We start from the raw sequence: 25,699 nt of genomic DNA, 5'->3' as shown, positions 1-25,699 counted from the left end.
CTCAGCCCTCTCGTTTCTTCATGCGGGGGTCGAGCACGTCGCGCGCGGCATCACCCAGAAGGTTGATCGACAGGATGCACAGCGACAGCAGCAGGCCCGGCCAGAAGATCAGCCCGGGCTTGATCTGGAAGTAGAGCCGCCCCTCGGCCATGATGTTGCCCCAGGTGGGGATCTCGGTGGAGACGCCCGCGCCGAGGAAGCTCAGAAGCGCCTCGATCAGGATGGCGGAGGCGCAGATATATGTGCCTTGCACGATGAGCGGGGCGAAGGTGTTGGGCATCAGATGCTGAAAGAGGATCTTCGGCATCGGCGAGCCCAGGGCGATGGCCGCCTCCACGTAGGGCTCCTCGCGCGCCGACAGCACGACCGAGCGCACCAGCCGCACGACGCGCGGCACTTCGGGGATGGTGATCGCGATGATGACCGAGCCCAGGCTGGGCCCGTTCAGCGCCACGAGCGCAATCGCCAGAAGGATCGCGGGGATCGCCATGAGGCTGTCCATGATGCGCATGATGATCGCGTCGGCCATGCGGAAAAATCCCGCGACCAGCCCGATGATGAGGCCGAGGGCCACGCTGACCACGGCGGCGCCGACGCCGATCAGAAGCGAGACCTGCCCGCCCGTCATCACCCGGCTGAAGATGTCGCGCCCGAATGGATCGGTGCCCAGGGGATGCGCCTCGGACGGGCCCTGCAGCCGCGACAGCGCCTTCATCTCGAGCGGATCGTAGGGCACGTAAAGCGGTGCCGCGAGCGAGGCCACGACGATGACCAGAAGGATCAGCGCCGCGATGATCGGCCCGCCGCCAAGGCGGGCGCCGCCCGGCAGCGAGATGAGCCGCGTCAGCGCGGCGAAGGCGCTCTGCGTGGATCGGGTGGTATCGGTCATCAGTACCGGATCCTCGGATCAAAGAAGGAATAGGAGATATCGACCAGAAGGTTCACCACGACGTAGATGCCCGCCGTCAGCAGGATCATCGCCTGGATCACCGGGTAGTCGCGCGCGAGGATCGCATCGACCGTCAGCCGGCCGATGCCGGGGATGTTGAACACGCTCTCGGTGACCACCACGCCCGAGATCAGCAGCGCGAAACCCGTGCCGATGATGGTCAGGATCGGCACGGCGGCATTGCGCAAAGCGTGGCGGAACAGCACGACATTCTCGCGCACGCCCTTGGCGCGGGCGGTGCGGATGTAATCCTCGCCCAGCACTTCGAGCATCGAGGCGCGGGTCATCCGCGCGATGAGCGCGATGTAGATCGTGGCCAGGGTCAACGACGGCATGATCGCGCGCACGAAGAAGTCGCCGAAATCCTCGCCCGGCGAGACGTAGCCCTGCACCGGAACCCAGCGCAGCTCGATCGCGAAAATCTGGATCAGGATGTAGCCGATCACGAAGACCGGCACGGAAAAGCCCAGCACCGAGAAGGACATCACCAGGAAATCGACCCAGGTGCGGTGCCGCCAGGCCGCGATGACGCCCATCGGCACGGCCAGCGCGACCGAGATCAGGATCGTCATCAGCGCGATGTTGATGGTGGGACCGATGCGGTTGCCGATCATCGACGAGACCGAGGTGTTGGAAATCAGCGACGTGCCCAGATCGCCCTGCAGGAGCTGCCCGACCCAAGTGAAGAACTGGATATAGAGCGGGTCGTTCAGACCCAGCCTGTCGCGGATGCGTTCGAGCTGGTCCGGAGTGGCCGCGTCGCCCGCGAGGATCGCCGCTGGATCGCCGGGCGTCAGCCGCAGCAGCAGGAAAACGAAGATGGCGACGATCGCCATGACCGGGATCGTGGCCAGCACCCGTTTGAGGATATAGCCCAGCATGTATGGATCTCCGTTCGGTCGGTGCGCCGGGGGCGGGCACCCGGTCGGCGGCGGAAGGGGTGGGGCGCGCATCGTCCGCGCGCGCCCCGGCAGACCTCACTCGGAGGTCTTTTCCATGTTCCAGAACACCGGAACCGGCGACGGGATCATGCCCTCGAGCGCGGTGCTGCGCGCCTGCGGGATCAGGTACTCGCCCATCATGATGTAGTTCACGTTATCCATGACATGCGCCTGGATATCGACGGCGATGGCCTTCTGCTCCTCGGGGGTGGTGGCCTTCACGAAGGCCGCGCGCATTTCCTCGATTTCGGGATCGTCGGGCCAGCCGAACCAGGCGTCGTCGCCGCGCCCGTTGACCATCACGTTGATCAGCGGATCGGAGACTTCCGGCACCATCCAGTTGGTGAAGAACATGTTCCAGCCGCCATCCTCGATGGTGTTCTGCTGCGCACGGCGCTGCACCACGGATTGCCAGTCCATCGACTGCATGTCGACTTCGAAGCCCGCCTCGCGCAGGGCCTGGGCTGCCACGACCGGCTGGTTCATCAGGCTGACCACGTCCGTCGGCGCCATCAGCACGATGGGCGTGCCGTCATAACCCGCCTCTTCGAGCTTGGCCTTCGCCGCCTCGATATCGGCACCGCCGGTGACCGGCTCGGAGCCCGTCTCGTCGCCGAGCGGGGTCGCGCAGCCGAAGATGGCGCCGCAGACATTGTAGTAATCCGGGTTGCCCTGCATCGTCGCCAGCATGTTCTCCTGGCTCAGCGCATCCATGGCCGCCTGCCGCACGAGCTTGTTGTCGAAGGGCGGATGCAGGTGGTTCGGGCGGCCGATGGTGACGTATCCCAGCGGGTCGCGCATCTCGACAACCACGTTCGGCGCCGCCTCGAGGATCGGCAGCAGGTCGATGGAGAGCTGTTCGATATAGTCGATCTCGCCGGCGACCAGCGCGTTGATGGCGGTCAGGTTGTCGGGCATCGTGGTCCAGACGACGCGGTCGACCTTGACCTCCTTCGGCCCGGCCATCCACGACACCTCGCCGTCGCGGGGGACGTAATCGTCGAACTTCTCGTAGGTGACCGACACGCCCGGTTCGTATTCGTCCTCGTTGAAGGTGAAGGGACCGGAGCCCACGTATTCGGTGATCGTCTCCGAGGGCGGCGTCGCGGCGACGCGCGCGGGCATGATGAAGGGCGGCACCGCCGATTGCTTGGAGATCACGTCCATCAGCGGCGCGAAGGGCTCCGTCAGGGTCCAGACGATGGTCTTCTCGTCCGGGGCCTCAAGGCTCTCGGTCACGTCGAAGATCAACTGGCCGCCGGAATCCCGGTCGCCCCAGCGCGTCAGCGAGGCCACGACATCCTCACCGGTCACCGGCGCGCCGTCATGGAACAGCAGACCGTCGCGCAGGGTGAAGGTGTAGACGAGGCCGTCGTCGGAGATCTCCCAATCGGCCATCTGCGGCTGCGGGGTGAAATTCTCGTCCACCGCGGTCAGCACGTCATAGATCATGTAGCCGTGGTTGCGGGTGATATGCGCGGTGGTGATGACCGGGTCCAGCACGCGCAGGCCGGAATGCATCACCGCGGTGATGGTCACCTCGTCCTCTTGCGCGATCGCGGGGGTGAAGGCCGTGCTGCCGGCCACGAGGCCTGCGGCGAGCCAATGATAATTCGAGCTGAAAGTCTTCATGAACGTTTCCCTGTTTGCCTTTCGCGTCTGTTGGTCGTGCCCGGGCACGGTCTGGGCCGTGCCGGATTGCGCAGGGTGATCCCCGCCGCTTCCCGGCGGGGCCGCCGCCGGAAACCGCTTTGGCCTGCGCCGGCCTTCGAGGACCCGCGGCAGGCATGACGCCCCCGTCTGCGGGAGCCGAATCATCGTGGCGAAAGGCGGGTGCGAGACCCGCGTTCCCCCGACTGTTGGTGCGTTCCCGAATCCCGAGCGATTTCTGTCGCTTGCGGCGGGTTTTTCATTATTGATCGCTCTGACGGCCTTGTGTATCGACAGGCGATACTTTTATATCGCTAGATGAGAGTGCCGCGATTTGCGACGCTACGTCAACCACGAGGATTTCGATGCGCGAGGTTTTTCGAGCCGACCCGATTTCCCCGCCCAATAATCAGGCAGAGGAAGGCGACCCGCTTTTCGTGCGCGCCGCCGCCCGGGCGATGCATGTGCTCTCCGCCTTCAACCACGCCAGCGGGCCGCTTTCGCTGAGCGAGATCGCGAGCCGTGCCGGGATGGACCGGTCGGCGGCGCAGCGCATCACGCATACGCTCATGGTGCTGGGATATCTCCGGCGCGGCCCGAACGACCGCGGCTACCTGCCGGGCGTGCGGCTTCTGGACCGGACGCTCGATGTCCTGCGGCTCGATCCGGTGGTGCAGAAGGCGACGCCGGTGCTGCTGGAGCTGCGCAAGACGGTGCGCGAGCGGGTCGATCTGAGCCTCTTCGACGAGGCGCGCCTCATCTACGCGCTGCGGATGCAGAGCAAGCGCGAGACCTTCTTCGCCACCTTGGTCGGCCACAGCGTGCCGCTTTTCTGCACGGCGGGCGGGCGTGCGGTGCTCTCGGCCCTGCCGGACGCGCGGGTCGCGCAGATCCTCGAACAGGCGCCGCTGACCGCCTATACCGGCCAGACGCTGACCGATGGCGACGCGATCATGGCGCGCGTCGCGGATGCGCGTGCGGATGGCTTCGCGGTCGTCACCGACGAATTCATCCAGGGCGAAATCGCCATCGGTGTCGCCATCGCCCGCGCGCCCGGCGAGCCGCTGGGGGCGATCCACGTCGCGGGATCGCTGGCCGAGTGGTCCCGCGAAACCTTCGTCGCCAAGATCGCGCCGCTCGCGATCGAGGCCGCCAATGCCATCACCGAAAGCCTGTGACGATCCGGAAGGGCCCGCTGCCATGCGCCATCACCTCGCCGCCAGCCTCGAGACCTGTGCCTGGGGCTATTTCGATGCCGCCCTGCCGCCGGTCCTCGAGATCGAGAGCGGCGAGACCGTGACCATCGAGACCGTCTCGGGCGGCGAGGCGCACCTGCCGCCGCCCGATGCGGGCTTCCACGTTCCGGGCGAAATCCACGATATCCACGCGCGGGCCGAACGAATGCTTCCGGGCCATATCCTGACCGGCCCCGTGGCCATAAGCGGGGCGCGGCCCGGCATGGTCCTGCAGGTCGATATCCTCGATGTGGCGCTGCGGCAGGATTGGGGCTGGAACATCATCCGCCCGCTTTCCGGCGCCTTGCCCGAGGATTTCGACACCGGCCGCACGACCATCATCCCGCTCGACACCGATGCGATGACCGCGCGCCTCTCTTGGGGGCTGACGCTCCCACTGGCCCCGTTCTTCGGGGTCATGGGCGTGGCACCGCCGCCGGGATGGGGGCGAATCTCGACGACCCAACCGCGCGCCCATGGCGGCAATCTCGACAACAAGATGCTCGGTCCCGGTGCCACGCTCTACCTTCCGATCTTCGCTGAGGGCGCGCTGTTCTCGGCCGGAGACGGGCACGCCGCGCAGGGCGACGGCGAGGTCTGCGTGACCGCCATCGAAACCGCGCTGACCGGCACGTTCCGGCTGACCGCCCTGAGCGACGTGACGCTTCCCGCGCCGCGCGCCGAGACCCCCGATCAGCTGATCACGATGGGGCTGCACGAAAGCCTCGACCGCTGCGCCGAGCGCGCCGTGCGCGACATGATCGCCTGGATCACCGAGCGGCGCGGGCTGAGCCCGGCGGATGCCTACATGCTCTGCTCGCTCGCCGCGGATCTGCGGATCACGCAATGCGTCAACGGCAACAAGGGCGTGCACATGGTGCTCGACAAAACGCTGCTGGAGCAGTGAAGGACAAGGACGGGACGGATGACGACAAGGACTGCACTCATCGGGCTGGGGATCATGGGCCGGCGCATGCTGGCGCATATGGCCCGGCATGACGGCTTCGCGCCGGTCACGCTTTGGGATCCCGATCCCGTGGCCTGCGCGGCGGCGCAGGCGCTGGTCCCGGACGCGGTCGTGACCGAAACGCCCGAAGCGGCGATGGCGGCGGCGGAGTTGGTCTACCTCGCCTGTCCGCCGGTGCCGCGCAAGGCCTATGCGCTGGCCGCGGCGGAGGCGGGCAAGGCGGTCTTTCTCGAAAAGCCGCTTGGCGTCGATCTCGAGGCCAGCGCGGCTCTCGTCGCGCGGCTCGAGGAACAGGGCGTTCCGGCGGCGGTCAATTTCGTGCAGGCCTCCGGCGACGCGCTGGCGGATGTCTCGGCGGCGGCGCAGTCGGGCGCGATGGGCGATCTGGTCGGGGCGGAGATCATCCTGACCTACGGTGCCTGGCCGCGCGCCTGGCAGCAGGCGGCGGATTGGCTGCGCTTTCGCGACGAGGGCGGCATGACCCGCGAGGTCGTCTCGCATTTCCTGTTCTTCACCGAACGCCTGCTCGGGCCGCTCTCGGTGGACTGGGCCCGGCCCGCTTACCCGTCCGACCCGGCCCTGTGCGAAACCCATATGGCCGCGCGCCTCACAAGCGGCGATGGCCGTCCGGTGACGATCCTCGCCAGCGTCGGCGGCGCGCTGCCCGACCGGCAGGAGCTGACCATCAAGGGCACGCGGACAAGCCGCCGGATCACGGAATTTTACATCGATGCCGTCTCGGACGGCGGCGCCTTCGTCGAAACCCGGCCCCGCCCGGAAGACCCCCGCGCGGTCAGCCTCAAGGCGCAATTGGACGAGTTGAAGCTCTGTATCGAGGGCAAGCCCAACCGCCTCGCATCGCCCCGCGAAGCGCTGCGGGTGCAGAAGCTTGTGGAGGCGATGCTGCACGGTGCCGGCTGAGGGCGGGCCGAGGCCGCGCTGTCCCTGCCTGCAAAGCCGGGCGCGCGTGAGCCGACCGGCCCGGCTGCTTGGAATGCCAAGCAACCGGCACGGAACACGGCATCCCAAGTCCTAGCGGTGGCCGACCCATCCCCGGTCATCGGTGAAGGTCCGCGCGGGCGTGATCTCGGTCGGCGCATAGCCCCGGGGCAGCCGGTCGAGCGCGGCCAGCGGCGTCTGTGCGGCGGCAAGCACGATATTGGCCCGTCCGCGATTGCTGAGCGGGCCCTGCACCGCCTCCACATGGGAGTAGAGCCCGCGCAGGATCGCATGCACCCCGCGCGCCAACCGCCCGTCCGGCCTGTCGATCAGGTTCACGTAGACCGGCCCGTCGACCACCGCGCGCAGGCGTTCATAGGTCTCCAGCGTCGCCAGATGCGCGGGCACCGATCCCGACGAGAACGCGTCGATGACGGCGGCGTCGAAGCGGCGTTCGGCCTCGTTGATATAGACCCGCCCATCGGCGTGGACGATGCCCAGCCGCCCGCCGTCCGTGTCGTCGAGGGCTTCGCTGTCCGCGACGAAGCCGGTCTTCGCGATCATCGCGCCCGCGCGGGGCAGGGTGTCGCGCACCACAGAGGTCACCAGCGGGTCGATTTCGACCGCGATGGCGCGAGCCTCGGGCCGCTCGGCGAGAAGACGGGTCGGCAGGGTGTAGCCGCCGCCGCCGATGAACAGCACCGCGGGCGCCGGTCCGAGGTCGCGGTCCATCCGCGCCCAGAGCCATTGCGTGTAAGGCAGCACCAGTTCGGGCGGCGTGCCCGCCGCCTCGTCCGACCGCAGCGTGCGTTCGGCGGCTTGCGGCGTGCGATCCGATTGCAGCTGGATCGTGTTGCCGTGCCGCAGAACGTCGATGCAGGAGAGGCCCGACTCGTATTGGCAGACCGCCCCGTTGGCCATGCTCAGAAGGATCGCGAGGCCCGCGGGCCAGACCGAAAGCAGCGTGGTCGAGCCCGCGGTGCGCCCGCGCGACGGGTCCGCGTCGGGCGGCGCCCCGCGCACGAAGAGCACGCAGGCCAAAGCCGCGGCGCCGCAGGCCGAGAAGGTGGCAGCCGAGCCGATCAGCGGCAGCGCGACGAAGCCCGCGATGATCGCCCCCGCAATGGCGCCGAGCGAGCCGGCCGCAAGGATCAGGCCCAACGAGGATCCCTCGCGCCCCGGGCGGGCCTCCACGGCGAGCTTGGCCAGGAAGGGCGACGGGAAGCTGATGAGCACCGAGGCGGGAAAGAAGGCGACGAAGACCGTGAACATCATGCCGGACGTGCCGCGCGCACCCATCCCGTAGAGCAGCGCCAGCACGACCGGCGACAGCGCCATCAGCGCCGCCGTCGCAACCAGCGCCCGGCGCACAGCGGCGGCGGCGGCGTCGGGCGGGCGTTCGGCGACGAGCCCGCCCAGGGCATTGCCCAGCGAGAACCCCGCCAGCACCGTCGCAATGACCGCGGTCCAGGTCACAAGCGAGGTTCCGAAAAACGGGGCAAGCACCCGGCCCGCGGCGATCTCATAGGTGAGACCGACGACCGACAGAACGAGGATCAGGGTGATCAAGGTCCCAAAGCGCATGATTGGCGTCCTCGGTTGAGAAACAGGCCGGCGATGGCCCGGTGACGGTGACGTGTTCCTGCCGAGATGGGGCGAAGTCCTGCCCGGTCACGCGGAAAACCGAACCGGAGCATGATCCTGCGCGACGCACTTCCGCAAGACGCGCGCTGCACGAAATGGCGTGCGCCCTCAATCAAGCCACGGACATCGCGGCAAGATCGTCGGTGCGCCCCGATTGTCTTGCCCCGTCCGTGCCCTAACCTGAAGGCCAGCAGGTGGAGGTCTCAGAATGTGTCCCGCTCACGACGCCGCGTTTGCCGTTCCGGGGGACCTGTCTTCTCCGACCGGCGGCTATCATTACGACCGCTCTCTGCTGGAGGCCCTGCGCGCCGGTGGTCGGGACGTGACCCATGTCGCCCTGCCGGAGGGTTTTCCGTTTCCCGGCCCTGCGGACATGGCCGAGGCGCTCTGTCGTCTGTCGGAGGTCCCGTCGGAGCGCGTGGTCATCGTGGACGGGCTGGCCTTCGGCGCGCTCGAGACCGCGGCGCTGGACCGGGTCGCGGCGCCGATTATTGCGCTGGTGCATCACCCGCTCGCGCATGAAAGCGGCCTTCCCGAAGCCGAAGCCCGGCGGCTGCAGGCGCTGGAACGGGAAAACCTGACCCGCGCGGCGCATGTCCTCGTGCCAAGCGCCCATATCGGCGAGGTTCTGGTGTCGGATTATGCCGTGAACTCCGACCGGATCTCGGTGATCCGGCCCGGGCGACCGGAGCTGCCGCCCGACCGGCCCGACGCGCCGCCGCCCGGTCCGCCGCTGATCCTGTCGGTGGGTCTTCTGCATCCGCGCAAGGGGCATGACGTGCTGATCGCCGCGCTGGCGCAGATCGCGGATATGCCGTGGCGGGCGGTCATCGTCGGGAGCCCCTGGGAGCCCGGCCATGACGCCGCGCTGACCCGGCAGATCGCCGAGGCCGGTTTGGTGGACCGCCTGCGCCTTGCCGGGCGGGTCGGTCAGGCCGAACTGAACGCGCTTTACGCGCAGGCCCATCTTTTCGCGCTGGCGACGCGCTACGAAGGCTACGGCATAGTCTTCGACGAAGCGCTGCTGCGCGGTCTGCCCATCGTCTCGACGACCGCCGGTGCGGTGCCCGGGACGGTGCCCGAGGCCGCCGGAACGCTGGTCGCCCCCGACGATCCCGCGGCCTTCGCCGAGGCGTTGCGCGCGCTCTTGCAGGACCCGCAGGCCCACGCGGCGAAATCGCGGGCCGCGCGGCTGGCCGCGCAGGACCTGCCCACATGGGCCGATGCGGCGGCGCGGGTGGGCGACATCCTCGACCGGGTCGCGGCGGGGCACCGGAGATGAGCGCCGCGGATCTCGAGCTGGCGGTCGCCGTCGCCGAGGAGGCGGGAGAGATCCTGCGCGGTCACTGGCGCGACCGGACCCGGCTCACCGCCACCCATAAACGCGCGGGCGATTTCGTCTCCGAGGCCGACCTCGCGGCGGAACGGCATGTGCGGGCGCGGCTCGCCGCGGCCCGGCCCGAAGATGGCTGGCTCGGCGAGGAAAGCGGCACATCCGGCCCGGTCACGCGCCGCTGGATCGTCGATCCGCTCGACGGCACGACGAATTTCCTGCGCGGCATCCCGCATTGGGCGGTCTCGGTCGCGCTCGAGGTCGCGGGCGAGATCACGGTCGGTGTGGTGCACAGCCCGCTGCACGGCGAGACTTTCGCGGCGCGGACCGGCGCGGCCGCGACGCTGAACGGCGCGGCCATGACGCCGGCGGCGACCGCGACGCTCGAGCCTGCGCTCTTCGGCACCGGCATTCCCTTCGGCACGATGCCGCATATCGACGACCACGCCGCCGATATCGCGCGGCTGATGCCGCATTGCGCCGGTGTGCGGCGCATGGGGGCGGCGGCGCTCGATCTGGCTTGGGTGGCGGCGGGGCGGCTCGACGGGTTCTGGGAACGGCGTCTGCAGCCCTGGGACATCGCCGCGGGCCTCGTGCTTCTGCGGCAATCGGGCGCGCGGGTGGAGGGCTGGCAGGCCGCGGAGCGCCCCGAGGAGAGCGGCACCGTGATTGCCGCGCCGCCTGTGTTGTTCGACGCCTTCGCCCGGATCATCCGGGGCGAATGACGCGCAACGCCTAGGACAGCCGCGCGAAGAGATCGCCCGAGGTTGCTTCGGCGGGCAGGGTGCCGAGCCATGCCCGGGTCGCGCCCGCATCGCGCCAGTCGGACCACAACAGCCCGCCATTCTCCCCCTGCACGGGATTGAACCGATACTCGCCCAATGCGCAGAGCCGGTCGATCACCGCATGGGTCAGATGCGGAAAGCCGGGCAGGAATTCGACGGATAACAGCGGCAGCGGCTCGGACAATCCCCCGAGCACCTCAAGCTCGAACCCCTCGACATCGATCTTGACGTAGCTTGGGCGCCCGAATTGCGCGATCAGACCGTCGAGCGTGACCAGGCGGACCCGCTGCACCCGGTCCCAGCGCACATGGTCGAAACCCGGCGCGGTCGCGGCGCCCTCGACGAAATCGGTGCGCAGCGACGACACGGTCGGATGCCGCGAGGAGACGGCCATTTCCGCCTCGCTCTCGCTTCGGCCCGCGGCGGCCTCGATCAGGTGGATGTCGCGCGGCAGGGTCCGGCGCAAAAAGCCCGCGAAGGGCTGCTGCGGCTCCAGCGCGACCACCCGCGCGCCCACGGCCCGCATCGCCCGCGCCCGCGTGCCCACATGCGCGCCCACATCGAACACCAGATCGCCCGGCGTCAGGATCTCGCGGTAAAAGCGCCGCCAGGCCCGGATGGACACGGGATTATGATAGATCACCAGTGATCGCAGAAATCCCAGCCAGCGGTCCATTCGATCTCCTTTCGCCATGCACGCCTGCACATAGCGCGCGCCCGCGCCCGTCCAACGGGAATGCGGCGGGGTCGCAACAAGTCGCGCACGACGCTTGCCTCCGCCGTGGCTGCGCTAACTTCCTAGAAACCAATCCTTAAGATGGGTGCCGAGGGTGCAACTCTTTCGTCCGACCGACCTGCATGACGACGCCACGCGCGAGGCCCTCGCGCCGCGCGCCGCCGAATACCTGTTGCGCATCAAGGGCGATCTCAGGCTCGGCCTGCCGGTCGCCCTGAAAGACGCCGGGACCGTGGCGCTTGTCGCCTGGGTCGAGACGCTGACCGATGCCCGCCTGGCCGCGCTTTCGGCGCTCGGGCATCCGCAACTGGTGGTGACGGCGCACCGGGCCGCGGCGCTGGGCCTGCCGGAGACCGGCGCAGGCGAGACGGTGACGCTCGATGTGCCGCAAGCGGCGGGGCTGGCATGGTTGACGGCGATTGCGGGGCAGGCGGCGGTGACGGCGGAAGAGCCTGCCGTTCCCGCGCCGCAGACCGTGCCCGTGACGGCCGCGGGATCGGTCCTGCACCGCGCGGCCATCGCGCTGGCGAAGGCGGAGCAGATGCTGCCCGCGGCGCTCGTCGTGCCGCTGGGCGAGGACGCGGAGCTTGTCCGGCGCCTCGATCTGACCGTGATGTCGGCAGCGGACGTGATCGCGGCGCTGGAGCGGGACCAGCCGCAACACCCGATCAGTTCGGCCCGCCTGCCGATGGATGTCTCCGAGGCGGGGCATGTGCATGTCTTTCGCTCGGGCAACGGCGGCGAGGAGCATTACGCCATCGAGATCGGTGCGCCGGACCTCACCGGGCCGGTGACCGTCCGGCTGCATTCGTCCTGTTTCACCGGCGACGTGCTGGGCAGCCGGAAATGCGATTGCGGCGCCCAGCTGCGCGGGGCCATGTCGGCCATGGCGGAAACCGGGGGCGGGGTGCTCCTGTACCTCAACCAGGAGGGCCGGGGCATCGGCCTTGCCAACAAGATGCGCGCCTACACGCTGCAGGATGCGGGGCTGGACACGGTCGAGGCCAATCAATGGCTCGGCTTCGAGGACGACGAGCGGGATTTCCGCATAGGGGCAAATATGCTGCACCGGCTGGGCATCGCTCAGGTGCGGCTGATGACCAATAATCCCGCCAAGATCGCCATCCTCGCCGCGCAGGGCATCGAGGTGATTGAGCGGGTGCCTCTGCACCAAGGCCGCACCGGCTGGAACGATCGCTACATCGCGACCAAGATCGCCAAGTCGGGACATCTGCCGCGATGAATGCAACCGCGCTCTGGTGCACGGGCCCCGAAGCGGCCGAGCTGCGCCCCGCGGAGACGGGCGCGGGCATCGCGGTCGAGACGCTGTTCACCGGTATCAGCCGGGGCACCGAGCGGCTGGTCTTCCAAGGCCGCGTGCCCGACAGCGAGACGGAGCGCATGCGCGCGCCCGCTCAGGAAGGCGCGTTCCCGTTTCCCGTCAAATACGGCTATTGCGCCGTGGGCCGCGCGACCGAGGGCAGCTTCGCCGGCCGCGCGGTCTTTGCGCTGCATCCCCATCAGGACCGCTTTCGCATGGCCGAGGCGATGCTGACCCCGCTGCCCGACGCCCTGCCGCCCGAACGCGGCATTCTGGGCGCCAACATGGAGACCGCGCTCAATATCCTGTGGGACAGCGGCGCCTCGGCCGGGGACCGGATCGCCGTGATCGGTGCGGGCGTGATCGGCGCGCTGGCGGGCTATCTCGCCGCGCGGTTGCCCGGGGCGGAGGTGACGCTGGTCGACCGCGATCCGGACCGCGCGGCGCTGGCGGCCGCGCTGGGTTGCGAATTCGCCGCGCCGGAGACTGCACCGGGCGAATGCGACGTGGTCATCCATGCCTCCGCCACGCCCGAGGGTCTGGCCCGCGCCATCGACTGCGCCGGACAGGAGGGCACCATCGTCGAGGCCAGCTGGCACGGCGCGGGGCCGATCCCGGTGCCGCTGGGCGGGGCCTTTCACAGCCGCCGCCTGCGCCTTGTCAGCAGCCAGGTCGGCCAGCTTCCGGCGGCGCGCAGCCCGCGCTGGGATCACGCGCGGCGCATGGCCAAGGCGCTCGATCTGCTGACCGATCCCGCGCTCGACGCGCTGATTTCCGGCGAGACCGCCTTCGCCGCGCTGCCCGGGCAATACGGCGCGATCCTCGCCGATCCCGGCACGTTGTGCCACCGTATCCGATACACCTGACCGAAAGGAGACCGCATGTTCGCCGTCGAAGTCCGAGATCACATCATGATCGCCCATTCCTTCGCCTCGCCCATCTTCGGGCCCGCGCAGAACATGCACGGTGCGACCTTCACCGTGGACGCGGCCTTCTACACCGAGGATATCGATCAGCACGGGCTGGTGGTCGATATCGGTCTCGCCACCGACATGCTGAGCGAGGTGCTGGCGCCGCTGAAGTTCCAGAACCTCGACGAGGTGCCGGAATTCGAGGGCAAGTTCACCACGACCGAGTTCCTGTGCCGCCACATCTTCGATCGGATGGCCGGGTTCGTGCGCGAAGGCCGGCTCAAGGATGACGGGCGGGTGAAGAAACTGCGCATCCTGCTGCATGAAAGCCATGTCGCGCGGGCCTGGTACGAGGGCGAGGTCTGACGTGGGATTTTCCGCCGACTGGCTGGCCTTGCGCGAACCCGCCGATCACGCCGCGCGGGACGCGGCACTGTTGCGGCGCGCGGCCCGGGCGGCGGGGCCCGATCCGGTGATCCTCGATCTCGGATGCGGCACTGGCTCGACCGTGCGCGCGATGGCGCCGCATCTGCCCGCGGGCACGTTCTGGCGGCTGGTCGACAACGACCCGCACCTGCTGCGCCGGGCCGCCGATTGCGCGGGCGGGCAGGCGGAGACATGGGCGATGGATCTCGGCGATCTCGAGGCGCTGCCGCTCGAGGGTGTGACGCTGGTGACCGCGTCGGCGCTTCTCGATCTCATGCCCGAGGCGTGGCTGCGCGACCTCGCGGCGCGGGTGCGGGTGCCCGTCTATGCCGCCCTGTCCTATGATGGCGACATGGAATGGAGCCCTGCGGACGCCGAGGACGCGGCCGTAACGGAGGCCTTCAACCGCCACCAGCGCGGCGACAAGGGCCTCGGTCCGGCGCTGGGCCCCGACGCGGTCGAGACCGCGGCATCGGCCTTCGCGCGGGAAGGCTTCGACGTGCAGCACGCGTCCAGCCCCTGGCAGCTCGGTCCGGCATCGGCGGCGCTGCAGGCCGCGCTGGTCGAGGGAATAGCCGCGGCGGCGGCAGAGGCCGGCGCGGCAAGCGCCGAAGCCTGGGGTGCGATGCGCGTGGCAGATGCGGCGCGCAGTACATGCCGGATCGGGCATGGCGATATCCTCGCGATGCCGCCCGGCGCGGAAAGGAACGGTGCGCATGCAACCGATTGATGTCAGCGAACGGGTCTGGGAGCGGATGCTCGCGGTGCGGCAGGGGCGGGCCTGCGCCTGCTGCGGCCATTGGAGCCCGCGCGAGGCCGAGGCCATCGCGCTCTACGGCCCGCTCGCGCGTCGCGACCTCGGTCCGGTGACCGTGGCGCAGATCGGCCAGTCGCTCGACGGTCGGATCGCAACGGTGACGGGCGATGCGCGCGACGTGTCCGGCCCGGACGGGCTGGCTCATCTGCACCGCATGCGGGCGCTGGTGGACGGCGTGGTCATCGGCGTGCGCACCGCGCTGCACGATATCCCGCGGCTGACCGTGCGCCTCTGCCCGGGCCCGAACCCCGCGCGCATCGTCGTCGATCCGCGCGGACGGCTGCCCGACGACGCGCCGCTTCTGCAGGCCGACGGTGCGCGGCGGATCGTCATCCAGTCCGTGGACCGGGCGCGCGCGCCGGGCATCGAGGTGATCCGCCTTCCGGCAGAGGACGGTCTCATCGATCCCGCCGCGGTGCTGGAGGCGCTGCACGACGCGGGCCTCTCCACGCTGATGATCGAGGGCGGCGGCATCACCATTTCGCGGTTCCTCGAAGCGGGCCTTCTGACCCGGCTTCAGGTCGCGATCGCGCCGCTTCTGATTGGCGGCGGGCAGCAGGGCCTGACCATGCCGTCGCCCACCGAGAAGCTCGCCGATGCGATCCGTCCGGACACGCGGGTCTTCTCGCTCGGCTCCGATGTGGTGTTCGATTGCGGGTTGAACGCCGATGCGCAGGCCGCGATCGAGGCGGTGCATGATCGCCCACGGCGCAGCGCCGCGCCCTGATCAGCGCGACCCGACCGGATCGGGCCGCCGCCCGAGCAGCACCAGAAGACCGGGCAGGGTCGAGACGATCAGCATGAGCCCGAAGACGATGCTGGTGGCCAGACCGCCGCTCGCCGAGGCGCCCGCCACCGGAAAGAGCGCCGCCGCCGCGCCTTCGCGCAGGCCCCAGCCGCTGATGGTGAGCGGGACCAGCATCGTCAGCAGGATGAGCGGCACGAAGGCCGCGACCGCCGCGGGCGGCAGGCCGTGCCCGACCGCCTCGGCGCAGAAGGCGAAGGCCGCAAGGTTGCAGGCCGTGGTGGCAAGGCTCAGCAGCAGCTGCCGGACGATGACGGAACGGGCCGCAAGGGCCGTGACCATCGCCGCTCCGAAGGCGCGCAGGCCGCGCCCCAGCCGCCCGTCAAGGCGCGTGGCGGCGTAGAACCCAAAGGGCAGGCACAGCCCGAGCCCGACGAACCCGGCCACCGGCGCGCGCAGCCAATCCGGCCAGACCACCCCGCCGGGCAGGGCGAGCGTCAGGATGAAGGCCGTCGCGGTGCACAGGAAAAGGCCCGCCTGGCCCGCCAGACGCTCGAAGAGGACCGCCTGACCAGAGGCCAGGAACCCGGCCTGCGCGCGGGCGCGCCGCGCCCGCTCCGCATCGCCGAGCACGCCGCCCGGCAGCGATTGGTTCACCACCTGCGAGAGGTAATATTCCCGCAGCGCCGCGCGCGGGTCGATCGTGATGCCGAGCTGCGCCGCGGTCAGCCGCCAGCGCAGCGCCGAAAGCACCGTCTGAAGGGTCAGCGCGGCAAGGGCCGCCGCCAGCCAGGCGGGGTTCGCCGAGGTGAGGCTTTGCGCGGCCTCCTCGCCGCCCGCGACCTGCCAGAGAAGCACCAGAAGCCCCAGCGCGATGGCTCCCTGCACCGCACGGAGCGTCCAGGACGGCAGACCGGGACGCCTCATCGAGATGCCTCGGCGACCTCGATCCCCGAGGAAAACGCCTCGATCAGCAGATCGCGCATCCGGTCCATGGCGATCACCGGGCTGTCGGAGGCTGGGATCAGGCCGGGCGTCCAGCCCCAGGCGTCGATCTCCGACACGAGGTGCGGCGGCCCGATCACGTGGATCGGCACCTGCGCGGTGTCGTCGAGCGACACGAAATCGGCCGCCTGGTGATCGCCGAGCACGATCAGAAGCGGCGGATCCTCCGCGTGCAGCGCGGCGTAGGCGAAGACCGTGTCGAGCGCGTAGTCGATGGCCTTGCGGTATTGCAGGCGAACGCGGTCGCGGTCGCGCCAGACTTCCTTCGGGGTATCGCCCGACGCGGCCATCTCGTTGAAGATGCGCCCGTCGCCGATCTCGTCCCAGGAAACCAGTTGCGGCACCGGCACCCAGGGCGCGTGCGAGGATCCGGTCGCGAACTGGGCGAAGACGGGCTTGTCGGTCACCGCGTCGCGCAGCAAACGGTCGAGCGCCGAAAAGGTGTATTGATCGGGCATGGTGACCCAGTTGAAGGCTTCGCCGCGATAGCCCAGATCGCTGGCGGCCAGGATCGTGTCAAAGCCCATCACCGAAGATTCGGGCCAGTCGAGGGTGATCTGAGGCATGATCGCCGCGGTGTGAAAGCCCGACCGTGCCGCGATGTGAAAAAGCGTCTCGCGCCCCGAGGCGAGGGCGGCGCCATACCGCGTCTGGTCGGTCACCCAGAGCCCGTTGGCGAAGGTCGCGTGCGACAGCCAACTTTGCCCGCCCCGCGTCGGTGCCTCGAGGATGCCGGAGGTCATGGAAAGGCCCAACTCCTGCAGGCGCGCCTCGTTGCGCCGCAGGGTTTCGCGGTGCAGATCGGCGTAATAGGGCGTGTCGAGACTGGTGCGCCCGTAGCTTTCGACGAAGACGATCAGTACGTCGCGGTCGATCCGGTCGAGCAGGCCGCTTGCCTCGGCCAAGGGATCGGTCGCCGCGGCGAGGCGGAAGGCGCGCAGTTCGGCCATCGTGTCACGGATGAGGGCGCCGCGTTCCAGCCCAAGACGCGCGGTGAAGGCCGCGCCGGGCGGTGAGACGGGCAGGCGCCACTTGCCCCAGCTCTCGCCGATCTGCGCCAACACGAGGCCTGAAAAGACGATCGCGCTGAGGCCCGCCGCCGGTCGCACGCCGCGCGGCACCGAGAGGGCCGCCCAGACGCCCGTCGCCCACCAGGTCGCGGCGGCGATGGCGCAGGTGGCGAGGATCGCGGCAAGGCCCGTGAGGATCGCCGGGACGATCCCGACGGAGCCCGACAGAAGCCGCAGACCGGCATCGATCAGCACCAGGTCGGCGACAGGATTGAAGCCCCGGGCCAGCGCCGTGAACATCGCGAAATCGGCGGTCTTGAGCACCGCGATCACCGTCAGCGCCACGGCGAGGAACCCGCGCAGGAGCGTCGCCGCAAGGCCCCTGGCCGCGATCAGCAGCAACAGGATCAGCGGCAGTTCCAGCGGGAAGAGCAGCAGGGCCTGCCAGGTCATGGCCGCGGGATGGTTCGGCTGGATCAGCAGCAGATGCAGAACCAGCGTGGCGAGCAGAAGCCGAAGCAGGGCCCGGACGGGCAGGGCGGTCACGGCCGGTTCCGCCACAGCCAGAGGATATCGCGCCCGAAGGACCAGGCCAGCGCCAGTGCCGTCGCGGTGACGATCAGCGCGGCCTGCATGTCGCCCAGCAGCGGCAGCTGCAGCGCGATCAGGGCCGCGATCTGCAGCACGCAGACCAGCTTGCGGCCCCGCCGCTCGGGCAGCGGACGCGCCATCCACGGCAGGATGCGCCCCGTGGCGGCAAAGGCGTATCGCGGCAGCGCCAGCAGCAGGACCGCCGGGCCGACCGTGCCCGCGGCAAGCGCGTTCAGCGCCAGCACGAGGCCCAGTGCCGCATCCACCTCCATGTCGAACATCGCCCCGAAGCGCGAGGTCAGTCGCTGCCAGCGCGCGAGCCAGCCATCCATGCCATCGAGGCACAGGGCCGCCACCGCAAGCGCGAAGACGAGCCACGGCGTGGCCTCGCCCGACAGGATCTGGCTGACCAGGGCCGCGGTCAGGCCGAGTCGTGCCAGCGTGACGACGTTGGCCAGCCCGAGAGCCGCGTGGGGATAATCGCGGGCCATGCGCGTCGCGGCGAAGAGCGCCGCGGCGAGGAACAGGATTGTGGTCACCGCGACATGGACCAGCGCCGCGTCGAACAGCCCGGCGGAGAGCGCGGCCACGAGGACCGCACCGGCCAGCGAGGCGGCGGCAAAACGCAGTACCGCGGGCGGAAAACGGAACCCGTTCGCCCAATCGTGCCGCGCCCGCGCGGTGGAATCTGTCGGCAGCATGGTCATAGCGCTGATTTGAGCGGGAAGCGGGCCGCGTCAAGCCCTCGCCGGTATCGCTTGCAGCGTGCAGTCACGGCGCTAACATGCCCTTGTGTGAGGTGCGCGATGGACAAGGCCCAATCCGATTATACGACCTTCGCCCGGGTGATGCACTGGGCCATGGCGCTGTTGATCCTGTCGACCATCCCGGTGGGATTTCTCATGGTTCAGGAAGGGCTTAGCCGGCCCTTCCAGAATTCGCTCTACATCTATCACAAGAATACGGGCGTCCTGATCTTCGTCATGGCGGTGATCCGCCTGTCCTATCGCGGCCTGCGCCCGGCGCCGCCCTTGCCCGATCACATTCCGGTGTGGCAGCAGCGCGCCGCCCATGCCAGCCACATGGCGCTTTACGTGCTGATCCTGGCGATGCCCGTTGCGGGCTACATCCGGGTCGTCGCGGGCGGCTTTCCCATCGAGACGCTGAACGCGATCGGGTTTCCGAAGCTGGCCCCCCGATCCGATGCGGTGGCCGAGATCGCCAAGAGCGCGCATTTCTACGGCAGCTACCTCATCACCGGGATCGTCGGAGTGCATGTGCTTGCGGCGCTGCAGCACGGGCTCATCAAGCGGGACGGCGTCTTTTCGCGCATGTGGCCGCCCTATCGTCGCGGAACGCGCTGAGCCCTTTTCCGGTTTGCCAAATCGACGTGGCCTTGTGGTTCACGGTGACCTGCCTGCGCGGGCCACTGGCCGCATAGACCTCTGAGTGGAGGCGGCGCCGAACCTGCCGGCGCCGCCTCGGATCGTCACTTCTGCAGCGCGCTCATGAAGGCATCCACGTCGTCGAGCGAGAGGTATTCGACCTCGTCGATGCCCGCCTCGCCGAATTTCCACACCACGGCCGGGGCCGAGACGTCGCCATTGGCGTCGAAGCGCACGTTGCCCGTGGCGCCTTGATACATGACGCTGCCGCCCTCGGCGAAGACCTCGCGCGCCTGGGTGAAGCCGGCGCTGTCGGCGGTAACCGGCGTGCCCGCGGGGTCGGTCACGCGGGGCACAGCGGCGGCGATCTCGGCCCCCGTGGCGTCCTTGCCCGCCGCTTCCATCGCCAGAAGCGCGATCATCGTGGCGTCGTAGCTGTTGGCGAGGCCCGGACCGTTCGGCGGGCCGTCAAAGCGCGCCTGGTAGGCGTCGACGAAGGCTGTGGCGCTGTCGGCGCGCGGGGAGGCGGTGTCGGTGCCCCAGGCATTGGAGAGGTAATCCATGCCGACATTCTCGCGGAATTCCTCGGATTTCAGCGAATTGGCGAGGATCATGTTCTGCGTGCCGCCGAGCGAGATCCATTCGCGCACCGTGGCCGTGCCCTCGTTCGGATAAAGAGCGAGATAGATCGCGTCGGGCTGGCCCGAAAGCGCCGAGGCCGCCTCGGCGCGGTAACTGGGCTGGGCGTCGTTGATGGCGACCGAGGCCGTGACCTCGATCCCGAGCGCTTCGAGATCGGCGGCGACGAGCTTGCCGATATCCTGGCCCCAATCGTCGTTCTTGTAGAAGACCGCGACCTTCTTCCAGCCCTGGTCCTGCGCGACCTTCGCGCCGACCGCCGCCTGCACGCCCGTCGTGGCGAAGGTGCGGAACCACAGCCCGTCGGTCTTGCCTTCCTCGGCGAGCGCGGTGAAGGCGGTCGAGGACGAGCAGCACGACATCTGCATGACGCCCGCGGGCACCGTTACCGAGGTCAGGATCGGCATCGACACGCCCGAGGAAACGGCCCCGAGCAGCACCGGCACGCCGTCGAGATCGACAAGCGCCTTGGCGGCATCGACACCGACCTTGGGATCGACCTGGGTGTCGCGCAGAACCATCTCGACCTGGCAATCGTTCACGCCGCCGGCCTCGTTGACCTGGTCGACCACCCATTGCGCGGTCTCGGCGATTGGACGGCCCCAATCGACCGAGGTGGGCAGCACCGCGCCCACCTTGACGCTGCATTCCTGCGCGGCGGCTGTGTCGGCGACGCTCATCGCCGCGAGCGCCAGCCCCATGGCCGCGCCCGTGCGCAGCAGGTTCCCTGTCTTGGTCATTCCTTCGTCTCCCTGTTGGTTCTGTTGGTTGGCTTCATTGATAATCTCTATTTCGCCGGAGCGGGCCGGGTGGCGCCGCCCGATTGCGACACGACGAGCCGTTCGGGGAAGAGCCCCTGCGGCCGCCACAGCAGCATGCCCACGATCACCGATCCGATTAGGACATATTGGATCGAACCTGCATAGATCTGCGCCTCGACCGGGGCGTGGCGCGACAGCGCCCAGCCGCTCGCCGTCCAGGCCCCCCACATCAGGAACGCGCCCAGGATCGCGCCGCGATTGTTGCCCGCGCCGCCCACGATCAGCATGGCCCAGATCTGGAAGGTCAGGATCGGCAGCACGTCCTGCGGGCTGACGAAGGCGTAGAAGGTGGCGTAGAGCCCGCCCGCCATCCCCATGATGACGGAGCCTGTGACAAAGGCCGTGAGCCGCACCTTCGCGGGGTTCTTGCCGAGGGAGCGCGCGGCCTCTTCGTCCTCCCGGATCGCGCGCAGGAGCCGTCCGAAGGGGGAGCTCACGAGCCGTTCGAGGAAAAGGTAGGTGAGCAGCAAGAGCGACGCCACGAAGGCCAGATAGAGCGCGTTATAGGCGAGACCCGAGCCGATTCCCTCCTGCAAGGGCCGCTCGAAGCCGCGCAGGCCCTTGGCCCCGCCCGAGAGCCATTCGGCATTGCGCATGACGTTCTCGAAGGCCACCGCCACGCCGAAGGTCGCGATGGCGAGGTAATCGTGCCTGAGCTTGAGCGTGAGCCGACCCACACCCCAGGCCAGCGCGGCGGCCACCGCCATGCCCCCTAAAAGCGCCAGCGGATAGGGCATGGCGAAGCCGCCCAGATGCCCCGCCTGCGGCGTGCCGCCGAGGATCAGCGTGCCGTAAGCCCCCGCCCCGAAGAACGCGGCCACGCCGCCGTTGAAGAGCCCGGTATTGCCCCATTGCAGGTTGAGCCCCAGCACCGCGATGGCAAGGATCGTCGCCACCGTGGCGAAGAAGACGAGGTAGGACAGAAGCCCGATCATGCGCGCTCCGATGCGAAGATGCCGCTCGGGCGGAAGCTGAGGACGAGCAGGATGATGAGAAACGGCACCGAGGGGCTGTAGCCCGAAGGCAGGATCACCAGCGCGAGGTTCGCGGCGAGGCCCACGAGGAAACCGCCCGCCGCCGCGCCGTAGATCGACCCGATCCCGCCGACGATGGTCGCGGCGAAGACCGGCATCAGAAGGTCGCGTCCGATCATCGGCGTGATCTGGTTCGTCAGCCCGTAGAACACGCCGGCCGCCGCGGCCAGCCCGCCACCGATCACCCAGACGGCGATCACGATGCGGCGCAGGTTGACGCCTGCGATCTGCGCGAGCGCCGGGTTCTCGGCCACTGCGCGCAAGCTGTAACCGAAGGTCGTGCGCGACAGGACGAGGTGCAGGATCACCATCAGGAGGAGCGCCGCCGAGAGGGTGAAGATCTGGTCGGGCCGCACGAGGATCAAGGGATCGAGGCTCAGGACCATCGCGAAGGGGATCTCGCGGCTGTAAAGCGTGGTGCCGAGCCCGAAGACGAGCCCGATCACGTTGCGGACGATCAGCGCCACACCGAAGGAGGCGAAGACCATCGACAGTTCCTCGCCCCGCTCGCGGATGCGCTTGAAGACGAGCTTGTCGATCAGCACGGCGGTGGCGGCGGTGATCGCCATCGAGACAAGAACCGCGAGCGCCAGCGCTAAGGACATCGACAGGGGGCCGATCTTGGCGGCGAGCGGCGGGGCGAGAGCCGAGAACAGCTTTTCGAAGACCAGCGCCGCATAGGCCCCGACCGACAGCAGCTCCGCATGGGAGAAATTGGCGAAGCGCAGCATGTGCATGACCATCGTCAGCCCGATGGCTCCGAGCGCGTAGATCGCTCCCACAAGCACGCCGTCGACGAGGTGCTGGATCATGCGCCCACCCTGAGGCGCTTGCCGCCGAGATAGATCTCGGCCACCACCGGATCGCCCAGAAGGTCGGCGGCCTTGCCGTCGATCTGGTTGCGGCCCTCGGCCAGGATGTAGCAGTGGTCCGAGAGGCGCAGCGCCTGGGTCACGTTCTGCTCGACGAGGAGGATCGTCACGCCAGTCTCGGTCAACCCGCGCGCCATCTCCAGCACCTCCTCGGCGGCCCGGGGGGACAGCCCGGCGGACGGCTCGTCCATCAGGATCGTGCGCGGCTCGGTCGCGAGCGCATTGGCCAGCGCCAGGAATTGCCGTTGCCCGCCCGAAAGCGATCCGGCCTTGTCGCCGAGCTTGGCCTGAAGTGCCGGGAACTGGGCCAGCAGGCGGGCGCGGATCGCGTCCCGGCGCAGCCCCGCACGGCGCAGCGCGAGGTCGAGATTCTCGCGGATGGTCAGGCTGCGGAAGATGTTGTCGGTCTGCGGCACGTAGGCGATGCCGTGGGCGGCCATCCGGTCGGGACGCAGGCCGGTGATGTCGGTGCCGCCATGCCGAACGGTCCCGGACGTCACTGGAACAAGGCCCGCTATCGCCTTGATCAAGGTCGATTTCCCCGCGCCGTTCGGTCCGATGATCGTGGTGATCTTCCCGGCCTCGGCCACGAGGTCCACGTCGAAGAGGATCGGCAGGTCGCGCAGGTAGCCCGCCGTCACGGCCCGGATGCTGAGCGCCGGATCAGCCATGCACCATCGTCCCGAGATAGGCCTCGAGAAGGACCGGGTTGGCCTGCGCCTCCGCGGCGCTACCCTCAAACACGAGGCGGCCCTCGGCCATCGCGATGACGGGATCGCAATGGCGCATGATGAAATCCATGTCATGCTCGATGATGACGAAGGTCTTGCCCTGCCGGTTCAGCGCCTCGATCTTCTCGATCAAGGTCGCTGTCAGCGACGGGTTCACCCCGGCGGCGGGCTCGTCGAGCAGGATCACCTCCGGATCGCCCATCAAGACGCGCGCGAGTTCCAGCAGCTTGCGCTGCCCGCCCGAGATCTTGCCCGCCGGGTGATCCGCGAGCGGCGCGAGCGTGACGAAGTCCAGAACCTCTAGCGCGCGGGCGCGGATGCGGGCTTCTTCCGCCCGGACCCGGCCCGCGCCGACGAACGGCCCCCAGACGCGCTCCCCTGTCTGGCCGACGGGGGCCATCATCACGTTTTCCAGGACCGACATGCGCGCGAAAGGGCGCGGAATCTGGAACGTGCGGCCAAGTCCGCGCGTGAACAGCGCATCGGGCGGCAGGCCGGTCACGTCCTCGCCCTTGAGGCGGATCTTGCCCGCATCCGGTGCAAGAACGCCTGTCAGAAGATTGAAAAGCGTCGACTTTCCCGCACCGTTCGGGCCGATGAGCCCGGTGATCGTGCCCGCCTTGACGGCAATCGAGACATCGTCGACGGCCTTGAGCGGCCCGAAGGCGCGACAAAGGCCCGCCGTTTCCAGCAGCGTCTCGGTCACGTCTGCGTCCCCAGCACCGCGTCGTCGGGATTGGTGTTAAGGTTGTATTTCATGATGCGCCCGTGACGGTTCGTCCGGTCGCCCTCGAGCCCGAAGACCGGCCCGTTCGGCCCGCCCGCCTTGGCGATGACCACGCCGATCCGCGCATGATCCTCGGCGTCGAGCGTCACGTCGAAGACCTGCAGGGTCTTCGGCAGGTGCCGGGCATAGCGCGCGCCGACGATGGCCGCGGCCACCTGCGGCTGGTCGAGCACCCAGGCCGTCGCGACCGAGGACAGCGACACGCCGTGCCGGTCGCCCACCGCCTTCAGCGCTTCGAGCAACTCCTGGAACAGCGCCCAGGGGCCGAATTCGTCGATGATGAGTCGGTATTTCACGAGGCTGCGGTTCTCGAAGGCAAAGCCCGGATCGGGTTTGCCCAGCCAGCCCTCGGTGAGAAACCCGCCCGCGAGCGTGCCGTAGCACAGAAGCTGCATGTCGGCCTGTGCCGCCCAGTCCGCAAGCCCGCCCGCCGGACGGCGGTCGAGCACGGAATATTGCACCTGCGTCGAGACCAGATCGATGCCCGCCTCGACGAAAGGCCGGGTATCGGCCACGTCCCAGTTGGTCACGCCGAGATTGCGGATCTTGCCCGCCGCCTGGCAGCGCTTCAGCACCTCCATCGCCGCGACCGGATCGCCGAGCGACGTGTCCCACCAGTAGAATTGCACGAGGTCCAGCCGGTCGACCTGCAGCCGCTTGAGCGACCGGTCGATGATCGCCTCGACCTCGTCGGCGCGAAGATCGGGCAGGCGGCCCAGATCGGGGACGAGCTTGGTATGAACGACGACACGGTCGGCGGCCTCGGCTCCGCGCCTCTGGCGCAGATCCGCCATGAACGCACCGATCATCTCCTCGACGCCGGTATAGATATCGGCGCAGTCGAAGGTGGTGATGCCGGCATCGACGAAGGCTTCCATGTCGGCGATGGCCGTCGCGCGGTCGACGTCGCCGTGATCGCCCGCGAGTTGCCAGCCGCCGCGGATCACGCGGCTGATGCGGTGGCCCGGGCGCAGCTCGATGGTCGCCACGCTCATGTCTCGCCCTCCTGCCAATAGGGAGCCTTGCGGGCATCCGGCAGGCCGGTGGTCGCGGCATGGCTGAAATGCCGCTTGCCTTCGCGGATGATGCGGAAGCGCCCGCCGCAATGGGGGTCGGGGCAGGCAATTTCGGCGTCGGTGGACATCCAGTCGTTGGGATCGGTCGTGCGCTGCTTGGCGGGCAGAAGCGGCAGCAGGGCCGCGAGCGCATAGGCCGACACGCGCTGCCCGGCCTCGAAGACCAGCGTCTCGCCCTGCATGCGGAAGGCCTCGCCCTCGATATGGCGGCAGACGGGCGTGCGGCCGTCGAGCACGGTCTCGATCCTGAGATCGTAAAGCCAGAAACCGTCCTCGGGATCGTCCGCCATGTTGCGCCTTTTGATCTGTGATATTTGATCTTGTGTAAAAGCCCGATGGGGTGTCAAAT

The 25,699-nt window shown here is 68.9% G+C and carries 26 protein-coding genes; 11 read left to right on the top strand and 15 right to left on the bottom strand.

The features are described 5' to 3' along the window. Position 1: 1 nt before the first annotated feature. The 3 genes from BW990_RS16850 to BW990_RS16840 form a co-directional block, all read right to left on the bottom strand. Positions 2-889 carry an ABC transporter permease gene (locus BW990_RS16850; protein ID WP_076449866.1) on the bottom strand — a complete coding sequence of 296 codons (888 nt, stop codon included), beginning with the start codon at positions 887-889 and terminating at the stop codon, positions 2-4. Next, positions 889-1,830: an ABC transporter permease gene (locus BW990_RS16845; RefSeq protein ID WP_076449864.1), complete on the bottom strand. Its 942-nt coding sequence runs from the start codon at positions 1,828-1,830 to the stop codon at positions 889-891. Before BW990_RS16845 ends, BW990_RS16850 begins: the two co-directional genes overlap by 1 nt. Positions 1,831-1,926: 96 nt before the next feature. Continuing rightward, a complete protein-coding gene (locus BW990_RS16840; protein WP_076449862.1) occupies positions 1,927-3,522 on the bottom strand; it encodes an ABC transporter substrate-binding protein in 1,596 nt (531 codons plus the stop codon). Positions 3,523-3,905: 383 nt separating this feature from the next. Here BW990_RS16840 and BW990_RS16835 point away from each other — a divergent pair, with 383 nt between their 5' ends. The 3 genes from BW990_RS16835 to BW990_RS16825 are packed head-to-tail and all read left to right on the top strand — an operon-like array spanning position 3,906 to position 6,663. Beyond that, on the top strand, positions 3,906-4,718 hold the full coding sequence (locus tag BW990_RS16835) for an IclR family transcriptional regulator (protein WP_083950687.1): 813 nt from the start codon (positions 3,906-3,908) through the stop codon (positions 4,716-4,718). A 22-nt stretch (positions 4,719-4,740) separates the two neighbouring features. Further along, positions 4,741-5,682 carry an acetamidase/formamidase family protein gene (locus BW990_RS16830; RefSeq protein ID WP_076449860.1) on the top strand — a complete coding sequence of 314 codons (942 nt, stop codon included), beginning with the start codon at positions 4,741-4,743 and terminating at the stop codon, positions 5,680-5,682. An 18-nt stretch (positions 5,683-5,700) separates the two neighbouring features. Further along, entirely contained in the window at positions 5,701-6,663 is a 963-nt protein-coding gene (locus BW990_RS16825) for a Gfo/Idh/MocA family protein (protein ID WP_076449858.1), read from the top strand. Between the two features lie 111 nt (positions 6,664-6,774). Here BW990_RS16825 and BW990_RS16820 read toward each other — a convergent pair whose 3' ends face one another. Beyond that, on the bottom strand, positions 6,775-8,265 hold the full coding sequence (locus tag BW990_RS16820; protein WP_076449856.1) for a fused MFS/spermidine synthase: 1,491 nt from the start codon (positions 8,263-8,265) through the stop codon (positions 6,775-6,777). A gap of 268 nt (positions 8,266-8,533) precedes the next feature. Here BW990_RS16820 and BW990_RS16815 point away from each other — a divergent pair, with 268 nt between their 5' ends. Further along, positions 8,534-9,607: a glycosyltransferase family 4 protein gene (locus BW990_RS16815; protein ID WP_076449854.1), complete on the top strand. Its 1,074-nt coding sequence runs from the start codon at positions 8,534-8,536 to the stop codon at positions 9,605-9,607. Continuing rightward, positions 9,604-10,383 carry an inositol monophosphatase family protein gene (locus tag BW990_RS16810; RefSeq protein WP_076449852.1) on the top strand — a complete coding sequence of 260 codons (780 nt, stop codon included), beginning with the start codon at positions 9,604-9,606 and terminating at the stop codon, positions 10,381-10,383. The genes BW990_RS16815 and BW990_RS16810 overlap by 4 nt, the downstream gene beginning before the upstream one ends. A gap of 10 nt (positions 10,384-10,393) precedes the next feature. On the opposite strand, the gene BW990_RS16805 is transcribed toward BW990_RS16810, so the two are convergent. Further along, positions 10,394-11,119: an FkbM family methyltransferase gene (locus BW990_RS16805; protein ID WP_083950686.1), complete on the bottom strand. Its 726-nt coding sequence runs from the start codon at positions 11,117-11,119 to the stop codon at positions 10,394-10,396. 154 nt (positions 11,120-11,273) lie between these two features. Between BW990_RS16805 and ribA the strand changes: the two genes are divergently transcribed. The 5 genes from ribA to BW990_RS16780 are packed head-to-tail and all read left to right on the top strand — an operon-like array spanning position 11,274 to position 15,381. Further along, the gene (ribA, locus tag BW990_RS16800) at positions 11,274-12,422 is read left to right on the top strand and encodes a GTP cyclohydrolase II (protein ID WP_407690141.1); all 1,149 of its coding nucleotides are present in this window, start codon (positions 11,274-11,276) and stop codon (positions 12,420-12,422) included. Beyond that, positions 12,419-13,366 carry a zinc-dependent alcohol dehydrogenase gene (locus BW990_RS16795; RefSeq protein WP_200798069.1) on the top strand — a complete coding sequence of 316 codons (948 nt, stop codon included), beginning with the start codon at positions 12,419-12,421 and terminating at the stop codon, positions 13,364-13,366. Before ribA ends, BW990_RS16795 begins: the two co-directional genes overlap by 4 nt. 15 nt (positions 13,367-13,381) lie before the next feature. Beyond that, positions 13,382-13,777 carry a 6-pyruvoyl trahydropterin synthase family protein gene (locus BW990_RS16790; protein ID WP_076449848.1) on the top strand — a complete coding sequence of 132 codons (396 nt, stop codon included), beginning with the start codon at positions 13,382-13,384 and terminating at the stop codon, positions 13,775-13,777. Position 13,778: 1 nt separating this feature from the next. Continuing rightward, the gene (locus BW990_RS16785; RefSeq protein WP_143526258.1) at positions 13,779-14,567 is read left to right on the top strand and encodes a class I SAM-dependent methyltransferase; all 789 of its coding nucleotides are present in this window, start codon (positions 13,779-13,781) and stop codon (positions 14,565-14,567) included. After that, positions 14,554-15,381 (top strand): RibD family protein, encoded by an 828-nt coding sequence (locus BW990_RS16780; RefSeq protein ID WP_076449844.1) that lies wholly within the window; start codon positions 14,554-14,556, stop codon positions 15,379-15,381. Before BW990_RS16785 ends, BW990_RS16780 begins: the two co-directional genes overlap by 14 nt. On the opposite strand, the gene BW990_RS16775 is transcribed toward BW990_RS16780, so the two are convergent. Genes BW990_RS16775 through BW990_RS16765 form a run of 3 tightly spaced genes read right to left on the bottom strand, consistent with a single transcriptional unit; the run spans position 15,382 to position 18,712 of the window. Next, a complete protein-coding gene (locus BW990_RS16775) occupies positions 15,382-16,326 on the bottom strand; it encodes a lysylphosphatidylglycerol synthase transmembrane domain-containing protein (RefSeq protein ID WP_076449842.1) in 945 nt (314 codons plus the stop codon). After that, positions 16,323-17,960 (bottom strand): sulfatase-like hydrolase/transferase, encoded by a 1,638-nt coding sequence (locus tag BW990_RS16770; RefSeq protein ID WP_234990288.1) that lies wholly within the window; start codon positions 17,958-17,960, stop codon positions 16,323-16,325. Before BW990_RS16770 ends, BW990_RS16775 begins: the two co-directional genes overlap by 4 nt. Further along, the gene (locus BW990_RS16765; protein ID WP_076449840.1) at positions 17,957-18,712 is read right to left on the bottom strand and encodes a CDP-alcohol phosphatidyltransferase family protein; all 756 of its coding nucleotides are present in this window, start codon (positions 18,710-18,712) and stop codon (positions 17,957-17,959) included. Before BW990_RS16765 ends, BW990_RS16770 begins: the two co-directional genes overlap by 4 nt. Positions 18,713-18,811: 99 nt before the next feature. Here BW990_RS16765 and BW990_RS16760 point away from each other — a divergent pair, with 99 nt between their 5' ends. Then, the gene (locus BW990_RS16760) at positions 18,812-19,369 is read left to right on the top strand and encodes a cytochrome b (protein WP_076449838.1); all 558 of its coding nucleotides are present in this window, start codon (positions 18,812-18,814) and stop codon (positions 19,367-19,369) included. Positions 19,370-19,494: 125 nt separating this feature from the next. On the opposite strand, the gene BW990_RS16755 is transcribed toward BW990_RS16760, so the two are convergent. From BW990_RS16755 to BW990_RS16725, 7 genes are read right to left on the bottom strand one after another with little or no spacing between them, the layout of a single operon-like run. Further along, positions 19,495-20,769, bottom strand: a complete 1,275-nt coding sequence (locus tag BW990_RS16755) for an ABC transporter substrate-binding protein (protein WP_083950685.1) — start codon at positions 20,767-20,769, stop codon at positions 19,495-19,497. Between the two features lie 47 nt (positions 20,770-20,816). Continuing rightward, a complete protein-coding gene (locus BW990_RS16750; protein ID WP_076449836.1) occupies positions 20,817-21,785 on the bottom strand; it encodes a branched-chain amino acid ABC transporter permease in 969 nt (322 codons plus the stop codon). Continuing rightward, on the bottom strand, positions 21,782-22,696 hold the full coding sequence (locus BW990_RS16745) for a branched-chain amino acid ABC transporter permease (RefSeq protein ID WP_076449834.1): 915 nt from the start codon (positions 22,694-22,696) through the stop codon (positions 21,782-21,784). Before BW990_RS16745 ends, BW990_RS16750 begins: the two co-directional genes overlap by 4 nt. Beyond that, positions 22,693-23,427, bottom strand: coding sequence for an ABC transporter ATP-binding protein (locus tag BW990_RS16740; RefSeq protein WP_076449832.1), 735 nt, complete (start codon positions 23,425-23,427; stop codon positions 22,693-22,695). Before BW990_RS16740 ends, BW990_RS16745 begins: the two co-directional genes overlap by 4 nt. Next, entirely contained in the window at positions 23,420-24,193 is a 774-nt protein-coding gene (locus tag BW990_RS16735) for an ABC transporter ATP-binding protein (protein ID WP_076449830.1), read from the bottom strand. The genes BW990_RS16740 and BW990_RS16735 overlap by 8 nt, the downstream gene beginning before the upstream one ends. Beyond that, positions 24,190-25,269: an aldo/keto reductase gene (locus BW990_RS16730; RefSeq protein WP_076449828.1), complete on the bottom strand. Its 1,080-nt coding sequence runs from the start codon at positions 25,267-25,269 to the stop codon at positions 24,190-24,192. The genes BW990_RS16735 and BW990_RS16730 overlap by 4 nt, the downstream gene beginning before the upstream one ends. Continuing rightward, positions 25,266-25,640, bottom strand: coding sequence for a TIGR04076 family protein (locus tag BW990_RS16725; protein ID WP_076449826.1), 375 nt, complete (start codon positions 25,638-25,640; stop codon positions 25,266-25,268). The genes BW990_RS16730 and BW990_RS16725 overlap by 4 nt, the downstream gene beginning before the upstream one ends. Positions 25,641-25,699: the final 59 nt, after the last annotated feature.

The sequence above is a fragment of the Roseivivax lentus genome (genome assembly GCF_900156805.1).
Lineage (GTDB): Bacteria > Pseudomonadota > Alphaproteobacteria > Rhodobacterales > Rhodobacteraceae > Roseivivax > Roseivivax lentus.
This window is presented reverse-complemented; position numbering and strand designations above follow the sequence as displayed.